This is a genomic window from Arthrobacter sp. 2MCAF15 (genome assembly GCF_052115605.1).
In the GTDB taxonomy this organism is placed as follows: Bacteria; Actinomycetota; Actinomycetes; order Actinomycetales; family Micrococcaceae; genus Arthrobacter.
Genome location: NZ_JBFRGZ010000025.1, coordinates 26,737 through 44,531 on the forward strand (window position 1 = coordinate 26,737; position 17,795 = coordinate 44,531).

General features: G+C 67.8%; 17 protein-coding genes. 8 read left to right on the forward strand and 9 right to left on the reverse strand.

The features are described from left to right. Positions 1 to 27 precede the first annotated feature (27 nt). Positions 28 to 1,146 carry an alanine dehydrogenase gene (gene ald / locus AB4089_RS20765; RefSeq protein WP_441411165.1) on the forward strand — a complete coding sequence of 373 codons (1,119 nt, stop codon included), beginning with the start codon at positions 28 to 30 and terminating at the stop codon, positions 1,144 to 1,146. 92 nt (positions 1,147 to 1,238) lie between these two features. On the opposite strand, the gene AB4089_RS20770 is transcribed toward ald, so the two are convergent. After that, positions 1,239 to 2,318, reverse strand: coding sequence for a Gfo/Idh/MocA family protein (locus AB4089_RS20770; RefSeq protein ID WP_441411166.1), 1,080 nt, complete (start codon positions 2,316 to 2,318; stop codon positions 1,239 to 1,241). A 10-nt stretch (positions 2,319 to 2,328) separates the two neighbouring features. Beyond that, a complete protein-coding gene (locus AB4089_RS20775; protein ID WP_441411167.1) occupies positions 2,329 to 2,961 on the reverse strand; it encodes a TetR/AcrR family transcriptional regulator in 633 nt (210 codons plus the stop codon). A 127-nt stretch (positions 2,962 to 3,088) separates the two neighbouring features. Between AB4089_RS20775 and AB4089_RS20780 the strand changes: the two genes are divergently transcribed. From AB4089_RS20780 to AB4089_RS20790, 3 genes are all read left to right on the forward strand, one after another. Then, positions 3,089 to 3,652 carry an NAD(P)H-dependent oxidoreductase gene (locus AB4089_RS20780; protein WP_441411168.1) on the forward strand — a complete coding sequence of 188 codons (564 nt, stop codon included), beginning with the start codon at positions 3,089 to 3,091 and terminating at the stop codon, positions 3,650 to 3,652. Between the two features lie 187 nt (positions 3,653 to 3,839). Then, positions 3,840 to 5,132, forward strand: coding sequence for an aminotransferase-like domain-containing protein (locus tag AB4089_RS20785; protein ID WP_441411169.1), 1,293 nt, complete (start codon positions 3,840 to 3,842; stop codon positions 5,130 to 5,132). A gap of 142 nt (positions 5,133 to 5,274) precedes the next feature. Then, positions 5,275 to 5,703: a universal stress protein gene (locus AB4089_RS20790; protein WP_441411170.1), complete on the forward strand. Its 429-nt coding sequence runs from the start codon at positions 5,275 to 5,277 to the stop codon at positions 5,701 to 5,703. Between the two features lie 4 nt (positions 5,704 to 5,707). Here the strand turns inward: AB4089_RS20790 and AB4089_RS20795 are convergent, their stop codons facing one another. Further along, a complete protein-coding gene (locus AB4089_RS20795) occupies positions 5,708 to 7,336 on the reverse strand; it encodes an AMP-binding protein (RefSeq protein ID WP_441411171.1) in 1,629 nt (542 codons plus the stop codon). Positions 7,337 to 7,582: 246 nt separating this feature from the next. Here AB4089_RS20795 and AB4089_RS20800 point away from each other — a divergent pair, with 246 nt between their 5' ends. Further along, the gene (locus AB4089_RS20800; protein ID WP_441411172.1) at positions 7,583 to 7,921 is read left to right on the forward strand and encodes a hypothetical protein; all 339 of its coding nucleotides are present in this window, start codon (positions 7,583 to 7,585) and stop codon (positions 7,919 to 7,921) included. A 150-nt stretch (positions 7,922 to 8,071) separates the two neighbouring features. Here AB4089_RS20800 and AB4089_RS20805 read toward each other — a convergent pair whose 3' ends face one another. From AB4089_RS20805 to AB4089_RS20820, 4 genes are all read right to left on the reverse strand, one after another. Next, positions 8,072 to 9,613: a dihydrolipoamide acetyltransferase family protein gene (locus AB4089_RS20805; RefSeq protein WP_441411173.1), complete on the reverse strand. Its 1,542-nt coding sequence runs from the start codon at positions 9,611 to 9,613 to the stop codon at positions 8,072 to 8,074. A 9-nt stretch (positions 9,614 to 9,622) separates the two neighbouring features. Further along, on the reverse strand, positions 9,623 to 10,594 hold the full coding sequence (locus AB4089_RS20810) for an alpha-ketoacid dehydrogenase subunit beta (protein ID WP_441411188.1): 972 nt from the start codon (positions 10,592 to 10,594) through the stop codon (positions 9,623 to 9,625). Between the two features lie 8 nt (positions 10,595 to 10,602). Then, a complete protein-coding gene (locus tag AB4089_RS20815) occupies positions 10,603 to 11,856 on the reverse strand; it encodes a thiamine pyrophosphate-dependent dehydrogenase E1 component subunit alpha (RefSeq protein ID WP_441411174.1) in 1,254 nt (417 codons plus the stop codon). A 147-nt stretch (positions 11,857 to 12,003) separates the two neighbouring features. Further along, the gene (locus tag AB4089_RS20820) at positions 12,004 to 13,122 is read right to left on the reverse strand and encodes a histidinol-phosphate transaminase (protein ID WP_441411175.1); all 1,119 of its coding nucleotides are present in this window, start codon (positions 13,120 to 13,122) and stop codon (positions 12,004 to 12,006) included. An 84-nt stretch (positions 13,123 to 13,206) separates the two neighbouring features. Between AB4089_RS20820 and AB4089_RS20825 the strand changes: the two genes are divergently transcribed. Further along, the gene (locus tag AB4089_RS20825; protein WP_441411176.1) at positions 13,207 to 13,593 is read left to right on the forward strand and encodes a phage holin family protein; all 387 of its coding nucleotides are present in this window, start codon (positions 13,207 to 13,209) and stop codon (positions 13,591 to 13,593) included. Here the strand turns inward: AB4089_RS20825 and AB4089_RS20830 are convergent. Together AB4089_RS20830 and AB4089_RS20835 are read right to left on the reverse strand one after the other, a co-directional pair. Next, a complete protein-coding gene (locus AB4089_RS20830) occupies positions 13,544 to 14,995 on the reverse strand; it encodes a hypothetical protein (protein WP_441411177.1) in 1,452 nt (483 codons plus the stop codon). The two genes, AB4089_RS20825 and AB4089_RS20830, sit on opposite strands and share 50 nt — an antisense overlap. Then, on the reverse strand, positions 14,995 to 15,276 hold the full coding sequence (locus AB4089_RS20835) for a hypothetical protein (RefSeq protein WP_441411178.1): 282 nt from the start codon (positions 15,274 to 15,276) through the stop codon (positions 14,995 to 14,997). The genes AB4089_RS20830 and AB4089_RS20835 overlap by 1 nt, the downstream gene beginning before the upstream one ends. A gap of 248 nt (positions 15,277 to 15,524) precedes the next feature. On the opposite strand from AB4089_RS20835, the gene purB reads away from it, so the two are divergent. Beyond that, on the forward strand, positions 15,525 to 16,967 hold the full coding sequence (purB, locus tag AB4089_RS20840) for an adenylosuccinate lyase (RefSeq protein ID WP_441411179.1): 1,443 nt from the start codon (positions 15,525 to 15,527) through the stop codon (positions 16,965 to 16,967). Beyond that, the gene (locus AB4089_RS20845) at positions 16,964 to 17,635 is read left to right on the forward strand and encodes a histidine phosphatase family protein (RefSeq protein ID WP_441411180.1); all 672 of its coding nucleotides are present in this window, start codon (positions 16,964 to 16,966) and stop codon (positions 17,633 to 17,635) included. Before purB ends, AB4089_RS20845 begins: the two co-directional genes overlap by 4 nt. Positions 17,636 to 17,795 lie beyond the last annotated feature (160 nt).

Genomic DNA, 17,795 nt, shown 5'->3' on the forward strand with positions numbered 1-17,795 from the left:
CGAGGCCTTCACTACTGGAGCCAACAAATGATCATCGGTGTACCCAAAGAGATCAAGAACAACGAATTCCGCGTCGCCATCACAGCAGCCGGCGTCCACGAATTCCGCACCCACGGCCACGTGGTCCTCGTCGAGCGCGGCGCGGGCCTGGGCTCGGGCATCACGGACGAGGAGTACGCGATCGCCGGCGCCGAGATCGTCGCCGAAGCCGACGACGTCTGGGGCCGCGCCGACATGGTGATGAAGGTCAAGGAGCCCGTCAAGGCCGAATACCACCGCTTCCGCAAGGGCCTGATCCTCTTCACCTACCTGCACCTGGCCGCCGAGCCGGAACTGACCCAGGAACTGATCAACTCCGGCGTCACCGCCATCGCCTACGAGACCGTCCAGGAAGGCCGGTCCCTGCCGCTGCTCGCCCCGATGTCCGAGGTTGCCGGCCGGCTCTCCGTGCAGGTGGGCGCCACCTCACTGATGGCCCCGGCAGGCGGCAAGGGTGTGCTGCTCGGCGGCGTCCCGGGCGTCCGCCCGGCCAAGGTTGTTGTCCTGGGCGCCGGTGTCGCCGGCACCAACGCCGCCGCCATGGCCCTGGGCCTGGGCGCGGACGTCACCATCCTGGACATCAACATCAACCGCCTCCGCGAGCTGGACGCCCAGTACCAGGGCCGCCTGAAGACGGTCGCGTCCAACAAGTACGAGATCGAGAAGTCCGTGGTCGACGCCGACCTCGTCATCGGTTCGGTCCTCATCCCCGGCGCCAAGGCCCCGAAGCTGGTCACCAACGAGCTCGTGTCCCGGATGAAGCCCGGCTCCGTGCTGGTGGACATCGCTGTGGACCAGGGCGGCTGCTTCGAGGACACCCACCCCACCACGCACCAGGAACCGACGTACAAGGTCCACAACACGATCTTCTACTGCGTCGCGAACATGCCCGGCGCCGTCCCGAACACCTCCACGTACGCGCTGACCAACGTCACCCTGCRCTACGCCGTGTCCCTGGCGAACCTGGGCGTCAAGGCCGCGTTCGAGCGTGACGCGGCCCTGGCCTCCGGCCTGAACATCGCCGGCGGCAAGGTTGCCCACCGCTCGGTCTCCGAGGCGCACAACCTGCCCCTCGTCTCCGACTGGCACGAACTGGTCTCCGCGTAACCCCTGCGGAGTTAGCATCGGCTGCTCCGTAACCGCCCTTTTGGACCCCCAGAACGGCAGTTACGGAGCAGCCGATTGTTGTTTAAGCCCCGCTAGGCGCGTTCGGCCAGTTCCCGGGCCTGCTCGATCAGGCGCAGGACCTCCACCGGGCCCGCGGGGTCGACCGGGACTGGCAGCGCCGAGCCGGCGCCGCCGTCGGCGATCTTTGCGGCCAGGATCCGGTAAAACTCCGGGTAGGCGCCGCGCTCGGTAGGCAGCCGGTCCAGGTGCCCGTCGCGTCCCAGCAGCCCGGCCCACTCCGGATCCTCGACGCCGTAATCGGCGTCCAGCGGGCTTCCGCCGGCCACGATGTAGGGCTCCTGCGGGTCCACTCCGTGCTTGGTGAAGCCGCCCTCGCTGCCAAGGATCCGGTACCGCGGCCCCTGCTGGGCGCACAGCATGTTCATCCACAGGTGGCTGATAACCCCGGAGCCGTGCTGCAGGGCCACAAAAACGTCGTCGTCAGCGAGGGCTCCGGGGCGCCGGGCCGCCAGTTCCGCATGCGTGACCGTGGCCGGGCCAAAGAGCTGCACCGCCTGGTCCAGCAGGTGGGTGCCCAGGTCAAACAGCACGCCGCCGCCGTCGTCCGCCGTGGCGGCCGCCTTCCATGCCTTGGGGACGTCCGGCGACCACCGCTCAAAGCGGGACTCAAAGCGGGCCACGGTGCCGAAGACGCCGCTGTCCAGCAGTCCGCGGACCGTGAGGTAATCGCCGTCCCAGCGCCGGTTCTGGAACACGGTGAGCACCCGGCCCAGCCGCGCGGCGAGGTCAATGAGTTCCTGCCCCTCAGCGCTGCGGACGGCGAACGGCTTGTCCACTACGACGTCGAGCCCGGCTTCCAGGGCCGCTTTGGCGAGCGGATAGTGCGTGGCGGGCGGGGTGCCGAGCACCAGCAGGTCCAGTTCACCGGCGAGCTCCAGGAGGTCCGCCGGGGTGTCGAGGATCCGGGCCGCCGGGTAGCTTTGCGCGGCGGCAGCCTGCCTGCCGGCGTCGGAGGTGGAGATGGCAAGCAGCGAATAGGCGGGGTTTGCGGCGATGAACGGTGCGTGGAAGACGCTGCCGGAGAGGCCGAACCCGGCGACGGCGGTGCGGATGGGCCCCCTTGTTTGGTCGGTCGCTGAATCGTTGCTCATGGTGCCTAGGCTACGCTCCGCCCACGATCCGGGTGACGAGCTCGCGCCAGTTTTCCGTGAGCCGCTCGGGCGTAATTGCGTGCACGCCGACGGAATGGAGCAGCAATTCCGGCTCCAGGGCAGCGCCGAGGGCGGACGCCATGAGCCACGGGTCCGCCGTCACGCCGGCTTCGCGCAGCAGCATCTCCAGGTGCCGGTGCCAGAGGACCGCCGGCGGCACGTCGAACCGGTTGTACGCCGAGGCGTCGGCTGCCCGGGCCAGCTCCCCGAACTCCAGGGTCCAGGCGATGCGGGCGGCACCGACGGCGATCAACCGCTCCAGGGGCGGCGCACCGGGACCCACCGGAGGCGGACCGAACATGAACCGGCCCTGGAATTCGGCCTCCGCGTCACTCAGGAGCGCCACCATCAATCCCGCACGGCTGCCGAACCGCCGGAAAACGGTCCCCTTCCCAACGCCGGCACGCTGCGCCAGCCGGTCCATGGTGAGGGCCTCGACGCTGGATTCCTCAACGATTTCCCGGGCTGCGCAGAGCAGGAGCTCCCTGTTGCGCACCGCGTCGCGGCGCCCGGATTCCGCGGAGGGCGGGACGGCGCGCCCACCACCGGGCTGGGCGCCGGGACGGATCGGGATGAGRCTCACACCGCTGATTCTAGCGCCTCGGAATATAACCGGACCGCAGTCCGTTTAGCATGGGTGAAGGCCCCCCAAGCCTCCACGATCCGCCAGCCGCCGGAATCATCCAGCGGCGTGATGCACAGGAGTACACATGTCCAAGAAGACCATCCTCACCCTCGTCGGCAGCCTTCGCGCCGGCTCTACCAACCTGCAGCTGGCCGAGGCCATCCAGCTCAACGCCCCCGAACAGGTGGACGTGGTCATTCACGAGAGCCTGGGCAACATCCCGTTCTACAACGAGGACATCGACGTCGAAGGCCAGGTTCCCGCAGCGGCCGCCGCCCTGCGCGCCGCCGCCAACGACGCCGACACCATCCTGCTGGTCACCCCGGAGCACAACGGCACCGTCCCGGCATCGCTCAAGAACGCCATCGACTGGCTGTCCCGCCCGTTCGGCGCCGGCGCCCTGTCCGGCAAGCCCACCGCAGTTGTCGGGACCGCCTTTGGCCAGTTCGGCGGCGTGTGGGCCCAGGACGAGGCCCGCAAGGCCGTCGGCATCGCCGGCGCCCAGGTTCTTGAAGACGTCAAGCTGGCTGTTCCCGGCTCGATGGTCCGCTTCGCCGAGGTCCACCCCAAGGATGACGCCGAAGTTGTCGAGCAGATCAAGGGCGTGTTCGACGCGCTGGCCGAGGCCCGCACCGCCGAAGCGGCGTAAGCTCTCCGCACTTCGCGACACCTCACTCCGCTTCACCACAGATGGCCCCCGGCAGCATGCAGCTGCCGGGGGCCATCTCGGATTCCGGCCACCCCTGGGCTTGGGCCCGGGCGCACAGCTTGGGCTGGAACGCGCCTCGGAAAACAATCGTTTTCCCCCGGACAACAAGGGTAGTATCCTTGGGACTGTGACCCACGAAACACTTGATGCCGCCGCAGCAGTACTTCCGGCAGAGGCCATTGACGCAATCGAACGTGCGGCTACGTCCGCCCACCGCCACGAGATCCTGTTCTCGGAGCGCGCAGCAAATATCAAGCAGTCGGCAGTCCGGGACGTTTTCGACATCTCGATGCGCCCCGGCCTCGTTTCCCTCGCCGGCGGAAGCCCCTACCTGCAGTCCCTGCCCCTGGATCGCCTTGGCCAGACGGCCGCGAAGATCATCGCCGAACAGGGCATGACGGCCCTGCAGTATGGCGGCGGCCAGGGCACCGAGGAACTCCGGACCCAGATCTGCGAGGTCATGGCAGCGGAAGGAATCCTGGACGCCGACCCCGCGAACATCGTGATCACGGCCGGCTCGCAGTCCGCACAGGATGTGGCCACCAAGGTCTTCTGCAACCCGGGGGACGTGGTCCTCGTTGAGGATCCCACCTATGTGGGCGCCCTCAACACGTTCGAGGCCTACCAGGTGGAAGTCCAGGCCGTGCCGATGGACGACGACGGCATCATCCCGGATCTCCTCGAGGCCAAGATCGCCGCCCTGCAGACCGCCGGGCGGAACATCAAGTTCCTCTACACGATCCCCAGCTTCAACAACCCGTCCGGGATCACCCTGTCCGCGGAACGCCGGCAGTCGGTGGTCGATATATGCCGGCGATCGAATATTTTGGTCCTGGAGGACAACYCGTACGGCCTGCTGCGCTTCGACGGCAAGCCGCTGACGCCCCTGCGGGCAGCCAATCCGGATGACGTCATCTACATGGGGTCCTTTTCGAAGATCTTCGCCCCGGGCCTGCGGATCGGCTGGGCCCTCGTTCCGGCCCACCTGCAACGCCGCTACTACCTGGCGTCGGAGGCCGTCACCCTGTGCCCGCCGACGCTGAACCAGATGCTGGTGTCGGCCTATCTGCGCGACTATGACTGGCTCGGCCAGATCAAGACCTACCGCGGGCTCTACAAGGAACGCTGCGAGGCAATGCTTGCCGCCCTGGCTGAGTTCATGCCGGAAGGACTGAGCTGGACGCACCCGGACGGCGGCTTCTTCGTGTGGGTCACCCTGCCCGAGGGCGTGGACACGTACCCGTTGCTGAAAAAGGCGATCGACGCCGGCGTCGTCTTCATCCCGGGAGCGGCCTTCACTTCCTCGGACGACACGTCGAACAAGATCCGGCTGGCGTTCAGCGCGGTGCCGCCGGAATCGATCCGCGAGGGCGTCCGCCGGCTCGCGCCGGTCCTGCGGGAAGCAGTGGCTGCACTGTAACGTCAAGGCAGCAACGTCAAAACAGCAACGTTAAAGCGGCAAGGCGAAAGCAGCAACGTCAAACTTGGCGCGCCAGGACCGGTAGCGTGTAGACCGGCCGGGCTTAGTGAACGGCATTACTCATCGACAGAGGGAGCGGTCCATGACCGGAATTATCGTTGTCGGCGTCGACGGCAGTGAGACTGCCCTGCGGGCGGCGCACACTGCGCGCGACCTCGCAGTGTCCGTGGGGGCGACACTTCACGTGGTCAGCGCCTTTGACAGCGACAGGACCGAGGTCTTCGGCAGCGGCAGTGACCAGTGGATCGTTTCTGACGCGGGCAACGCAGAGAAGGTCGCGCGGACGGTGGCGGACAGCCTGCGCCGCCCGGACACCAATGTCACCTACGCCGCCGCGCGGGGCAAGCCGGCCGAGGCCCTGATCCGCGAAGCCGAACGGACCAGTGCCCGGATGATCGTAGTCGGCAACCGCCGTATGTCCGGGATCGGCCGCGTCCTGGGGAGCGTTGCGAACAGCGTGGCCCACAACGCCCCCTGCGACGTCTACATCGCCAAGACCGACGTCGGCTAGGGCGCTACTGCTTCTCTGGCACCGCTCGATTCTCTGGCACCGCGGCCGGCTCTGCTGTCTTAAGCATCCGCCGCAGGATTTTTCCTGAGGCGGACTTGGGCACCGCCTCGATGAACTCCACGCGGCGGATCTTCTTGAACGGGGCCACCTTGGCCGCCACGAAGGCCATGACACTCTCCAGGTCCAGGGCGTCGCCCTCCGCGCCGTGCTGGCGCACGACGAACGCCTTGGGCACTTCCTGGCCGTCGGCGTCGAGGAATCCGACTACCGCCGAGTCGGCAATCCCGGGGTGGGTCAGGAGCAGCGCCTCAAGTTCCGCCGGGGCAATCTGGTAGCCGTTGTACTTGATCAGTTCCTTGAGCCGGTCCACGATCGTCACCACGCCGTCCGCCCGCACCGTGGCGATGTCCCCGGTGTGCAGGAAGCCGTCCGCGTCCAGGGTGTCCGCGGTTTCCTGCGGCCGGTTCAGGTAGCCGAGCATTACGTTCGGCCCGCGGCACAACAGGTGCCCGGGCGCGCTGGATCCTTCCGCGGGCACGTCGATGTCCTCACCGGTGGCCGGGTCCACCAGGCGGCACTGCATGTTCGGCACGGTGTACCCGACGGAGCTGACGGGCACGTCACTGCTGTCGCGCGGAATGAGGTGCGACACCGGGCTCATCTCCGTCATGCCATAGCCCTGCAGCACCCGGCAGCCGAGGCGTTCGGCCAGTCGGCTGCCCAGCTCGCCGTCCAGCGGCGCGGCGCCGGAGAGGGTGGTGTGAACCGAGCCAAGGTCGTACTCGGCAACCAGCGGGTGCTTGGACAGCGCCACGGCCACGGGGGGTGCGATGAACAGGTAGCTGCACCGGTGGTCCTGGATGATCCGCAGGAACTCGGGCAGATCGAACCTGGGCATCGTGACGAGCCTGGCCCGCTGGCGCAGTGCGAGGTTCAGCAGGACGGTCAGCCCGTAGATGTGGAAAAACGGGAGCAGCGCCAGCAGCCGGTCCTCGGGGCCGACGTCGAGCAGCCCCCTGGCCTGTTCCACGTTGGCGACCAGGTTTCGGTGGCTGAGCATGACGCCCTTCGGCCGGCCCGTGGTGCCGGAGGAGTAGGGCAGCACGGCCACATGCGTGGCGGGATCGAACGAGACGTTGGGCGCCGGGGCGCCTGCGGCGAGCAGGTCGGCCAGCGCAGGGTGGCCGGCGGCGCCGTCGAGCACCACGAGCCGCGACGCCGGGATCCCCGTCCTTTCGACGGCCTCCCGAGCGGCGGGCAGCAGCGCCGAGATCGTGAAGAGCCAGTCCGCGCCGGCGTCGGTCAGCTGGTTGGCGATCTCGTCCGCCGTGTACAGCGAATTGATGGTGGTGACCGTGGCGCCCGCCCGCAGCAGGCCGTGAAAGACGGTGGCAAAGGCGGGGATGTTGGGGCACAGGATGGCCGCCACTCCGTTCACGCCGAGGCCCTGGGCGGCCACGGCACCGGCGAGGGCGTCGATCTGCCCGCGGAGCGAACGGTAGGTGGTTTCCGCACCGCTGGCGCCGTCGACGACGGCGACCCGGTTCAGGTCCTCCTCCGCAAGAGCGCCGAAGAGGTAGTCGTAAATGCTGAGATTGGGAACATCGACGTCGGGGTACGGGCTTGAAAACACGCAACATCTCCTTTGATCCGCGTCCGCCCGGGCTGTCGGCGGCTGGTGCCACTCTAGTGGCGGTGTGTCCCTTCGGGACAGGATGGCGCGGTTCTGCCGTGACTGTGTCCGGACTTGATGGGGATCACCCGGTCCCGTGGGCAGCCTCACCGCCGATCAGCCTCCCGGGCCGGGGCGGATCGGTAAAATGGGAAGTGCCCTGCGATGGTGCGGACATCCAAGAACCCCACCTATCAAGGGAGCCCAATGCTCACTCTTCAGCGCCGCCAACTGGTTGGCCACGACATCCTGCTGGCCCGTCATGGCAACCACATCAGTGCCATGCGCGTGGACCGCGGTGCCGGGCGCGTTGTGGCGTTCCTGGATGACGGTTCAACCGACAGTGCCCCCAACCTGATTGCGCCGGGCCTGCGCATGCCCGACACCGTGCGCAGCGTGCTCCGCGAGGACTGGAGATTCCTCACCGGGATCAGCGCGTGCAGCCTGGGGCTCGGGGGCCTGATGTTTGCCGCCTCGGCGGCACTGGCCAGCATGAGCGGCGATCCCGCGATGGCCCAGGTGCTGGCCGCCTACTCGGGAACCTGAGCCGCGCCGGCCATTCGGCCTGATCGGGCCCCGGCCTGGTACACACCGCCTGACAAAGACTCCGCCTGGCAAAGACAGAACCCCGCCGCTGACTCGTTCAGCGGCGGGGTTCTGTCGTTTCGTGGCTGGCTTGCCGGGTGGCCCGGCTGTTTAGTCCAGCAGAAGTGCAGGCTCTTCCAGGATGGCGGCGACGTCGGCCATGAAGCGTGCCGAGAGGTCTCCGTCCACCACGCGGTGGTCGAAGGAGCCGCCGAGGGTGGTGATCCAGCGCGGGATGACTTCACCGTCCAGGACCCAGGGCTTTTGCTTGATGGTGCCGAACGCCACGATCGCGACCTCGCCGGGGTTGATGATCGGGGTGCCGGTGTCGATCCCGAGGGCGCCGATGTTGGTCACGGTGAGCGTGCCGCCCCGCATCTGGGCGGGCTGGGTCTTGCCGGCGCGCGCCGTGGTGGCGAGCTCGTTCAGGGCCAAGGCCAGCTGCTTGAGCGAGAGGTCCTGGGCATTCTTGATGTTGGGCACCATCAGGCCGCGGGGCGTGGCGGCGGCGATGCCCAGGTTCATGAAGTGCTTGACGTGGATCTCCGCGGAGTCGCTGCCGTCCGGGTTGTCCACCCAGGTCGCGTTGACGCTCGGGTTCCGGGCCGCGGCCCAGATGACTGCCTTGGCCAGGATCAGCAGCGGGGAGACCCTGATGCCTTCGAAGTCGCGGGAGGCCTTCAGGCGCTTGACGAATTCCATGGTGCGGCTGGCGTCGACGTCCACGAAGATGCTGACGTGCGGGGCCGAGAACGCCGATTCCACCATGGCTTTCGCAGTGGCCTTGCGGACTCCCTTGACCGGGATCCGCTCGATCCGCTGGTCCTGCGGCCGGCCGGACTTGCCCCAGAACGAGTCCGCCTGGTCCACCTCGGCGTCGCGCTGGGCCTGGTAGCTCACCAGGTCCTCGCGGGTCACTTCCCCGCGGGCGCCGGTGGGTACGACGTCGGCCAGGTTGATCCCGAGATCCCGGGCGATCTTTCGGACCGGCGGCTTGGCCAGCACTTTGCCGACCAGGCCGCTGATGGCACCGCCCAACGTGGGGCGCGCGTCAAAGGAGTCGGCGGTGCCGGCGTCCGGGGCGGCAGTCGCGCCCGCAGTCTTGGCAACGGTCTCAGCAGCGGTTATGGCTGGGGCCGCGGCAGGGCCGGCGCTGGGGTTTGCCGGGGCGGACGGGGCTTCCTGGCCCTGTGCCGCCGGGGCGGAGATCCGCCGCCGGCGCTTGACGGCGTCGGCCTTGGGGCCGGATCCCACCAGCGGACCGGCGGCCGGGCGACCGGCTGCCTCGCCGGCGTCGGACGGGTCGGCCGGCAGGGTGCCGTACATGGGTGCCGTGACGACGGGGGCAGGAGTGGCCGGAGCTTCGGAGGCCGCAGCGGCCGGTGCCGGAGCTTCGGCTGCCGGGGCTTCGACGGCGTCGCTCACGCTGATGATCGGCGTGCCGACGTCCACCGTGACTCCCTCGGGAACCAGCAGTTCGGTGACGGTTCCCGCGAATGGTGAGGGAAGTTCCACCAGGGACTTGGCCGTCTCGATCTCGCACAGGACGTCGTTGATGGCCACGGTGTCCCCGGCCTTGACCTTCCAGGCGACGATTTCGGCCTCCGTCAGCCCTTCGCCGACGTCGGGAAGGTTGAACTTATTGAGCGTCATGGGTCCTCGTCAGTACGCCAGGGCGCGGTCCAGCGCCTCAAGGATGCGGTCGATGTCCGGCAGGTAGTCCTCTTCGACCTTGGCCACGGGATAGGGCATGTGGAATCCGCCGACACGGATGACGGGGGCCTCCAGCGAATGGAATGCCCGCTCGCTGATCCGGGCCGCAATTTCGCCGCCGATGCCGCCGAACGTGGGGGCCTCGTGGGCCACGATCAGCCGGCCGGTCTTGCGGACCGAGGCTGTGACGGTGTCGAAGTCGATCGGCGAGATGGAACGGAGATCGATTACCTCGACGCTGTGGCCGTCCTCGGCGGCGGCCTCGGCCGCAGCGAGTGCCACGGGCACCAGTGGACCGTAGACGACGACAGTGGCGTCGGTTCCCTCGCGGAGCACGTGTGCCTTGAAGGGGTCTGATGACGCGCCCGGGGTCTCGGTGTCCACCTCGCCCCGGAGCCAGTAGCGGCGCTTGGGCTCGAACACGATCACCGGATCCTGGCAGTCGACGGCCTGCTGGATCATCCAGTAGGCATCGTGCGGGTTGGACGGCGTGATGATGCGCAGGCCGGCCGTGTGGGCGAACAGCGCCTCCGGCGATTCGGAGTGGTGCTCGATCGAGCCGATGCCGCCGCCGTACGGAATGCGGATGACAACCGGAACGGTCAGGTTGCCGTTGCTGCGCGAGTGCATCTTGGCCAGCTGGGTGGTGATCTGGTTGAACCCGGGGAACACGAAGCCGTCGAACTGGATCTCGCAGACCGGCTGGTAGCCGCGCAGGGAGAGTCCGATCGCGGTGCCGATGATGCCGGATTCGGCCAGCGGGGTATCGACGACGCGGTCGGCACCGAATTCGGCGATCAGACCGTCAGTGACGCGATAGACGCCGCCGAGGGCCCCGATGTCCTCGCCCATGAGCAGCGAGCGGGGGTTGTTGTTCAGCGTCGCCCGCAGGCCCTCGTTGATAGCCTTCGCAATGGTCATGGTGGTCGTCACTGGGCCGCCCCTGTTTCTGCCTCGGCCGGTTCCGCCTGGTCGGCGAACCCTGCGCTGTACTCCTCAAACCAGGCCAGCTCCTCAGCCACCAGCGGGTGCGCCTCAACGTACGTGTTGGCGAAGGCAGTCCGGATGTCCGGGGTTTCCAGGTCATGGGTGGTCTTGCGGACATAGGCGGCGAGCTCGTCGCCGTCGGCCCTGACCTCCTCGAAGAAGGCGTCGTCCGCGAGGCCCTCGGCACGGAGGTACTTTTCCAGGCGTTCCAGCGGATCCTTGGCCCGCCACAGGGTTTCCTCGGCGAATTCGCGGTACTTCGTGGGGTCATCGGCCGTGGTGTGCGCCCCGACGCGGTAAGTGAACGCCTCGATCAGCACCGGGCCGTTGCCTTCGCGGGCCTGCTCCAGCGCCCACTCCGTGACGGCGTGCACTGCGATTACGTCGTTGCCGTCCACCCGGATGCCCGGGAAGCCGTAGCCCTTGGCGCGGTTGGCCAGCGGGATGCGCGTCTGCACCGAAGTCGGCACTGAGATGGCCCAGTGGTTGTTCTGGCAGAAGAAGACCACGGGCGCCTGGTAGGACGAGGCGAACACCATGGACTCATGGACATCCCCTTCAGAACTGGCGCCGTCGCCGAAGTACACCATGACGGCGGCCTTCGGCTCCGCGGCCGGTCCCGTTTCACCGCTGGCGATGGCGTTGGCTGCCGCCAGCTTCTGATCCCGCTGGATGCCCATGGCATAGCCGACGGCGTGCGGGGTCTGGGCGGCCAGGACCAGCGTGTAGAGGTGGAAGTTTGTGTCCTTGGGGTTCCAGCCGCCGTTGGAGACGCCCCTGAACTGGCGCAGCACCTCGGCCAGGTCCACATTGCGTGTCAGGGCAACGCCGTGCTCGCGGTAGGTCGGGAAGATGTAGTCCTGCGGCTGGCTGGCCCGGCCGGAGCCGATCTGGGCCGCCTCCTGGCCCGTGAGCGGAACCCACAGCGCCAGCTGGCCCTGCCGCTGCAGGGCAGTGGCCTCCACGTCGAAGCGGCGGATCTTGGCCATGTCCGCATAGAAACCGCGCAGCGTATCGGGATCGAGCCTTTCGGCGTACTTCGAGAAAACCGGGTCGGAGCCCAGGGTGCCGTCAGGGCCCAGCAGCTGCACCATCGGCTCGGCCGGAGCGCCCATTTGGGCCTCGGCTTCCGCCTCGAGCTGGTCATCCATCTCGGTTCCGTCGAACTCGGTAGAGGGCAGATGTGTGGCGCCCATACCGTCTCCTTGCTTGCCGCATCCGAATGCGCCGCAATCGCTGGGATATATGCCGGACCGGGAATACATTCCCGCTCCGGCATATATTTTGGCTTACTCGTCCTTACTTTATCCGCACGGGGCGGCCAGGACCCGTCATGTTAAGCACTAGGAACGCCGTGGCGGTTTTGTATAGATCGCACAGAGCTCCAGGAACCGGGTGTTGGCTTCCGGTTCGCCGATGCTGACCCGCACGCCCTCGTCGCCGAAGGCACGCACGGAGAGCGCCCGTTCCGCCGCCAGGGCGGCGAATTCCGCACTGTTTGCGCCCAGATTGAGCCAGACGAAGTTGCCCTGGGCCTCCGGAATGAACCATCCGAGTTCCCGCAGTCCGGCCGCGACCCGGTCCCGTTCGTCAACCAGACTTTGTACCCTTTCTACAACGTCAGCGAAGTGCTCGAGCGAGGTGACCGCCGCAGTTTCGGCGATTTGGGACACCGCGAAGGGTGTGGCGGCGACCCGCAGGTGCTGCGTGAGCTCGGGCCGGGAGACGCTGTAGCCCACCCGGAGCCCGGCGAGGCCGTGGGCCTTCGAGAACGTCCGCAGGACGACGACATTGGAGTACTTGCGGTACATTGCGATGCCGTCCACAGCATCGTTGTCGCGCACAAATTCCTGGTAGGCCTCATCGATGACCACCACGACGTCGGCGGGAACGGCCTTGATGAAGCGCTCCGTTTCCTCGGACGTCAGGATGGGGCCGGTCGGGTTGTTGGGCGTGCACAGCAGGATCATCCTGGTCCGCGCGGTAACTGCGGCCGCCATGGCCTCAAGGTCATGCCGCCCATCAGCCGTCAGCGGGATGCGGACGCTCTCGGCGCCCGCCAGTCCGACGCAGATCGGGTAGGCCTCGAATGAGCGCCACGCGTAAATGACCTCGTCGGCTTTGCCGTCGTCGTTCTGGCCGGCGAAGGTGGTCAGCAGCTGGTTGAGGGCGCCAAGGCTGCCGGCGCCCGTGACGATGTCCTCGGCGGGAACGTCCAGGAAGCGGGCGAGCGATTCACGCAGCTTGCTGCTGAGCGGGTCGGGATAGCGGTTGAAGTCAGTCTGCGCCGCGATGGCCTGCTGCACTGCAGGAATCGGGGGCAGAGGGTTTTCGTTGGAGGAAAGCTTGTAGCTGACCATGCCCTCCACGGGGACGGGCGGTTTGCCGGCCGCGTAGCGGGGCAGGAGGTCTACCACCGGACGGGGCCTGATGCCCCCGGCCGGGTTCTCTGATGAAGTCATGCCAACTAGCCTACTTCGGGTCGCTGCCGCCATTGGAGGATATGATCCCTGCCGCTGTGGCCGGGCGTATGACAGCATGGGGCCATGCGCTCATTCATCGTTCGAGTCATCATCAACGGGCTGGCCTTGGCAATCGCCTGCTGGATCCTCACCGGCCTGGATATTTCCACCCAGGGTGACGGCACCATCAACGTTGTGCTGGGCTACCTGTTCATCGGCTTGATCTTCGGCCTGGTCAATGCCTTCGTCAAGCCCATCGTGAGCATCCTCTCGCTTCCGATCACCATCCTCACCCTGGGCCTGTTCACGGTTGTCATCAACGCCGGCATGCTCTACCTGACGTCCTGGATCAGCAGCTACACCACTGTGCACTTCACCATCGACTCGTTCTTCTGGACCGCGGTGTTCGCCGCCATCATCATCAGCGTGGTGTCGCTTGTGGCCAGCTTCCTTCCCGCCCTCGATCGCTAGGGGCTCCCGGGCCGCCCCGCGGTCCCGGGCCTGCGCGCGTTTCCCGCAGCGCCGGCCGGCCCTCGCGCCGGAGCGAAAACCGGGTCACGGTCGCCGCCCCTCCCGTCCCGACGACTGCGGCCAGTGCCGCCGTCGAGTCCCGCAGCGTGTTGTCCCGGCTTGCTGAAACGAGCGCAGCCCCGTCGGCATAATTCTCCAGCCGGTGCCCTGGCCCCAAACCGAAGTCCTTTAGTGGCGGCACGGCCAGCGGGTTGGTGAGGGTCACGGTCACCCGGTCCCTGGTATCAGGATTGGCCAGCCCGTCCGCCCCGGGCACCCAGTCCTGTTCGTGTTCCAGATGCAGGCTGCGGATCCCCGGCTCCGGGTTGATTCCGCCAACCGGAGAACCCGCAGTCAGCACGAACTTGAGATCGTACTCGGCCAGGAAAGCGCGGTCCTTGCTCAGATTCATGGCGTGGATCCCACCCTGGCTGTAGCCGACGGCCACGAGCTGGTCACCGGCCTGGGCTCCGGCCTTCCGCACCGCCTGCCGGATCGCCTCAGCTGTCGATGCCGAGTCGTAGCCCAGGGCCTCGGCGATTCCGGCGGAGTCAAAGGGGTTGGTGCCCTCCGGCAGGCCGCCCTGCTGCGTTCCGGGAATGATCACCACCCACGCGGGCCGGCTCCCGCCGCCGGCCTCGATGACCTCGATCCGCCCCTCCTGCTCCCCCACCGCTCCGGCCCGCCGCAGCAGCCCGGCCGGAGAGAGATCGACGTTGGCCGAAAACGTCTCTCGACCCACGATGTCGACGGGCCGGGGCTTGAGGAACGCGAGCCCCGGCGCATCCGAGGTGTCCCGAACCATCCGGCGGACGTCAGTGGGACCGCTGACTGCTCCGGCCACGGCGGCCAAGGGCAGGGGCAGGCCAAGCAGCACGGAGAGGTTCCCGGGCGCCATGGCGATCCAGGCTTCAACGGTGCCGCGCACCCCGGGCAGGGCGAAGGGCTCGGGTGCTGCGCCGTACTCCGGGCCGTGCAGTCCCATCCGCAGCAGCAGGGCATTCCGGGCCTCGGCATATTCGTACTCGCGGTGGCTGGCACGGACGTCGTCCCCGATGCGCCCGAGTTCTGAGCGGACGCGGCCGACATTCCGGCCGGCCTCCCCCACGGCAATGATGGCGTTGCTGCCGCTGGCATAGGAGTCGGACTGGTAGGGGAACAGCGCCCGCCGGACGGAATCGGTCTCGGTTTCAACCCATTGCAATTGCCGGACCAGCCCGTCCAGTGCCGCGGCGCCCGCCAGCAGCTCCTCAAACTGGAAGCTCACCCCTCCGATTCCGCCCCGGATGCGCAGGCTGCCGTCAGCCGGTGGCGCGGAAACCCCGGGGGTGCCGCCGGAGCCTGCCGGCGTCACCTCGGCCATCAGGGGCCGGTCCGGTCTGCGAGCGTCACGTTCCGGGCATGCCGGAGCACGGCGGCCACGGCGTCGAGCAGGGCGTCCCGGCTCCGGCGCAGCGCCGCCGCGTGCAGGGCCAGCGTCAGCCGGTAGGCGCGGCCGGCCGGCGACTGCCACGTCTGCAGTTCCAGGCGCGCGAGGCTGGCGATGACGGCGTCAACTTCATCTGCGCACCTCCCAACGCGTGCCGCGAGCTGCTGGACTTCATAACTGCGCGAAGCACACTCGAGGGCATCGGCGGCCGTCACGCCAAGAACAGCAACGCTGCCCGCCGGTCCGGGTGATATCCAACTGGACTGTGATATCGAACTGTTCTGCGTCATTCCACTGCTCATGAAGCGACGCTAACGGGCGGCCGGGACCGGCTGAAGGGCGCCGCCCGGCTATGTGGACAACCCCCGGAAGGCCGCCGGCGTCGGCCCGGGATATTCATACGGCACTGTCATAAGAAAAGGTGCGCTTAAGGCCCGGCGGCACTTCGTGAAAGAATCGGCACATGCCTGAAACTGCCGCCACAGCTGATACCCGCACGCCATCCGGACGCCTGGCCCTCGCCGCGTCCGACCACCAGATCGCGCTCGGCCCGCTGGATGGCCGCTACCAGTCCGCCGTCGCGCCGCTGGTGGACTACCTTTCCGAGGCGGCCCTGAACCGCGACCGTGTGGCTGTGGAAGTTGAGTGGCTGATCCACCTGACCGCCAACAGCGTCCTGCCGGGGGCCGGCCCGCTGACGGCCGAACAGCAGCAGCAGCTGCGCGCGATCGTCACCGAGTTCGACGCCGCATCCGTCTCCGAGCTGGCCGAGATCGAGGCTGTCACGGTGCACGACGTCAAGGCGGTGGAGTACTACATCGGCCGCCGCCTGCCCGGCATCGGCATCGATCACCTGACCGCCATGGTCCACTTCGGCTGCACCTCGGAGGACATCAACAACCTCTCCTACGCCCTCGGCGTCAAGGGCGCCGTGGAGGACGTATGGCTGCCTGCGGCCCGCGCCCTCGTTGCCCAGATCAGCGCCATGGCCGAGGCCAACCGCGCCGTGCCGATGCTCTCCCGCACCCACGGCCAGCCCGCCACTCCCACCACGCTGGGCAAGGAACTGGCCGTCATCGCGCACCGCCTCAACCGGCAGCTGGACCGGATTGCCCGGACCGAGTACCTCGGCAAGATCAACGGCGCCACCGGCACGTACGCGGCCCACGTGGCCTCCGTCCCGGGCGCCGACTGGGAGAACGTCTCCAAGGGCTTCGTCGAAGGCCTCGGCCTGACCTGGAACCCGCTGACTACCCAGATCGAAAGCCACGACTGGCAGGCCGAACTCTATGCCGACGTCGCGCGTTTCAACCGCATCCTGCACAACGTCTGCACCGACATCTGGAGCTACATCTCGATCGGCTACTTCGTGCAGATCCCCGTGGCGGGTGCCACCGGCTCCTCGACCATGCCGCACAAGGTGAACCCGATCCGTTTCGAAAACGCCGAGGCCAACCTCGAGATCTCCTCCGGCCTGCTGGACGTGCTGGGCTCCACCCTGGTTACCTCCCGCTGGCAGCGCGACCTCACCGACTCCTCCTCGCAGCGCAACATCGGCGTGGCGTTCGGCCACTCGCTGCTCGCCATCTCGAACGTCGCCAAGGGCCTGGACCGGCTCAAGGTCGCCGAGGACGTGCTGGCCGCGGACCTGGACACCAACTGGGAAGTCCTCGGCGAGGCCATCCAGATGGTCATGCGCGCCGAGGCAATCGCCGGCGTCGAAGGCATGGAGAACCCCTACGAGCGGCTCAAGGACCTGACCCGCGGGCAGCGCGTGGACGCTGCCCGGATGCAGGAATTCGTCCAGGGCCTCGGCCTGTCCGCCGACGCCGAAGCCCGGCTGCTGGCCCTGACCCCGGGCAAGTACACGGGCATCGCCGACCAGCTGGTGGACCACCTCAAATGAGGCTCCTGCTCATCCGCCACGGCCAGACCCCCGGCAATGTCCTTGGCCAGCTGGACACCGCGCACCCGGGGCCCGGGCTGACAGAACTCGGCGAACGCCAGGCCGAGGCGCTGTCCCGCGTCCTGGCGAACGAGCGGATCGCCTCCCTTTACGCCTCCACCCTGATCCGGACGCAGATCACGGCCGCGCCCCTATCCCGGGTGCACGGGCTGGAAATCGAGGTGCTCCAGGGCATTCACGAGATCGAAGCCGGGTCGCTGGAGAAGATGACGGACCACGAATCGCACAAGCGGTACATGGGCACCATTTTTTCCTGGGCGGACGGCGACCTGGACCGCCGGATGCCTGACGGTCCCAGCGGCCGGGATTTCTTTGAGCGCTACGACGCCGCGATGGCTAAGATCGCTGGGCGGGAAAACGGTTCGGGGAACTCAGGATCCGTCGCCGTGGTCAGCCACGGCGCGGCCATCCGGGTGTGGGCCGGCATGCGGGCGGGCAACATCGGACCGGACTTCGCCATCAAGCACGCGCTGGACAATACCGGAATCGTGGCACTGGACGGCGACCCGGACAGCGGCTGGGAGCTCATCCACTGGGACGACAGCCCTGTGGGCGGCTTGGCGCTGGCGGATCCGACGGCGGAGGATCCCACGGGCCGTCTGGCGTAGCGGGCCCGTCAGTCCCCGGCGGGCGAAGCCTGCCCGCCGGGGACTGGACTGAACTGGACTGGACTGGACTGGACTGCTAACCGGAACGCGGCGATGATGAAAACAGGCGTGGGGACAGGATGGTCGGCCGCGGCAAGCGGTTGGGCCCGCGCCGTGGAGG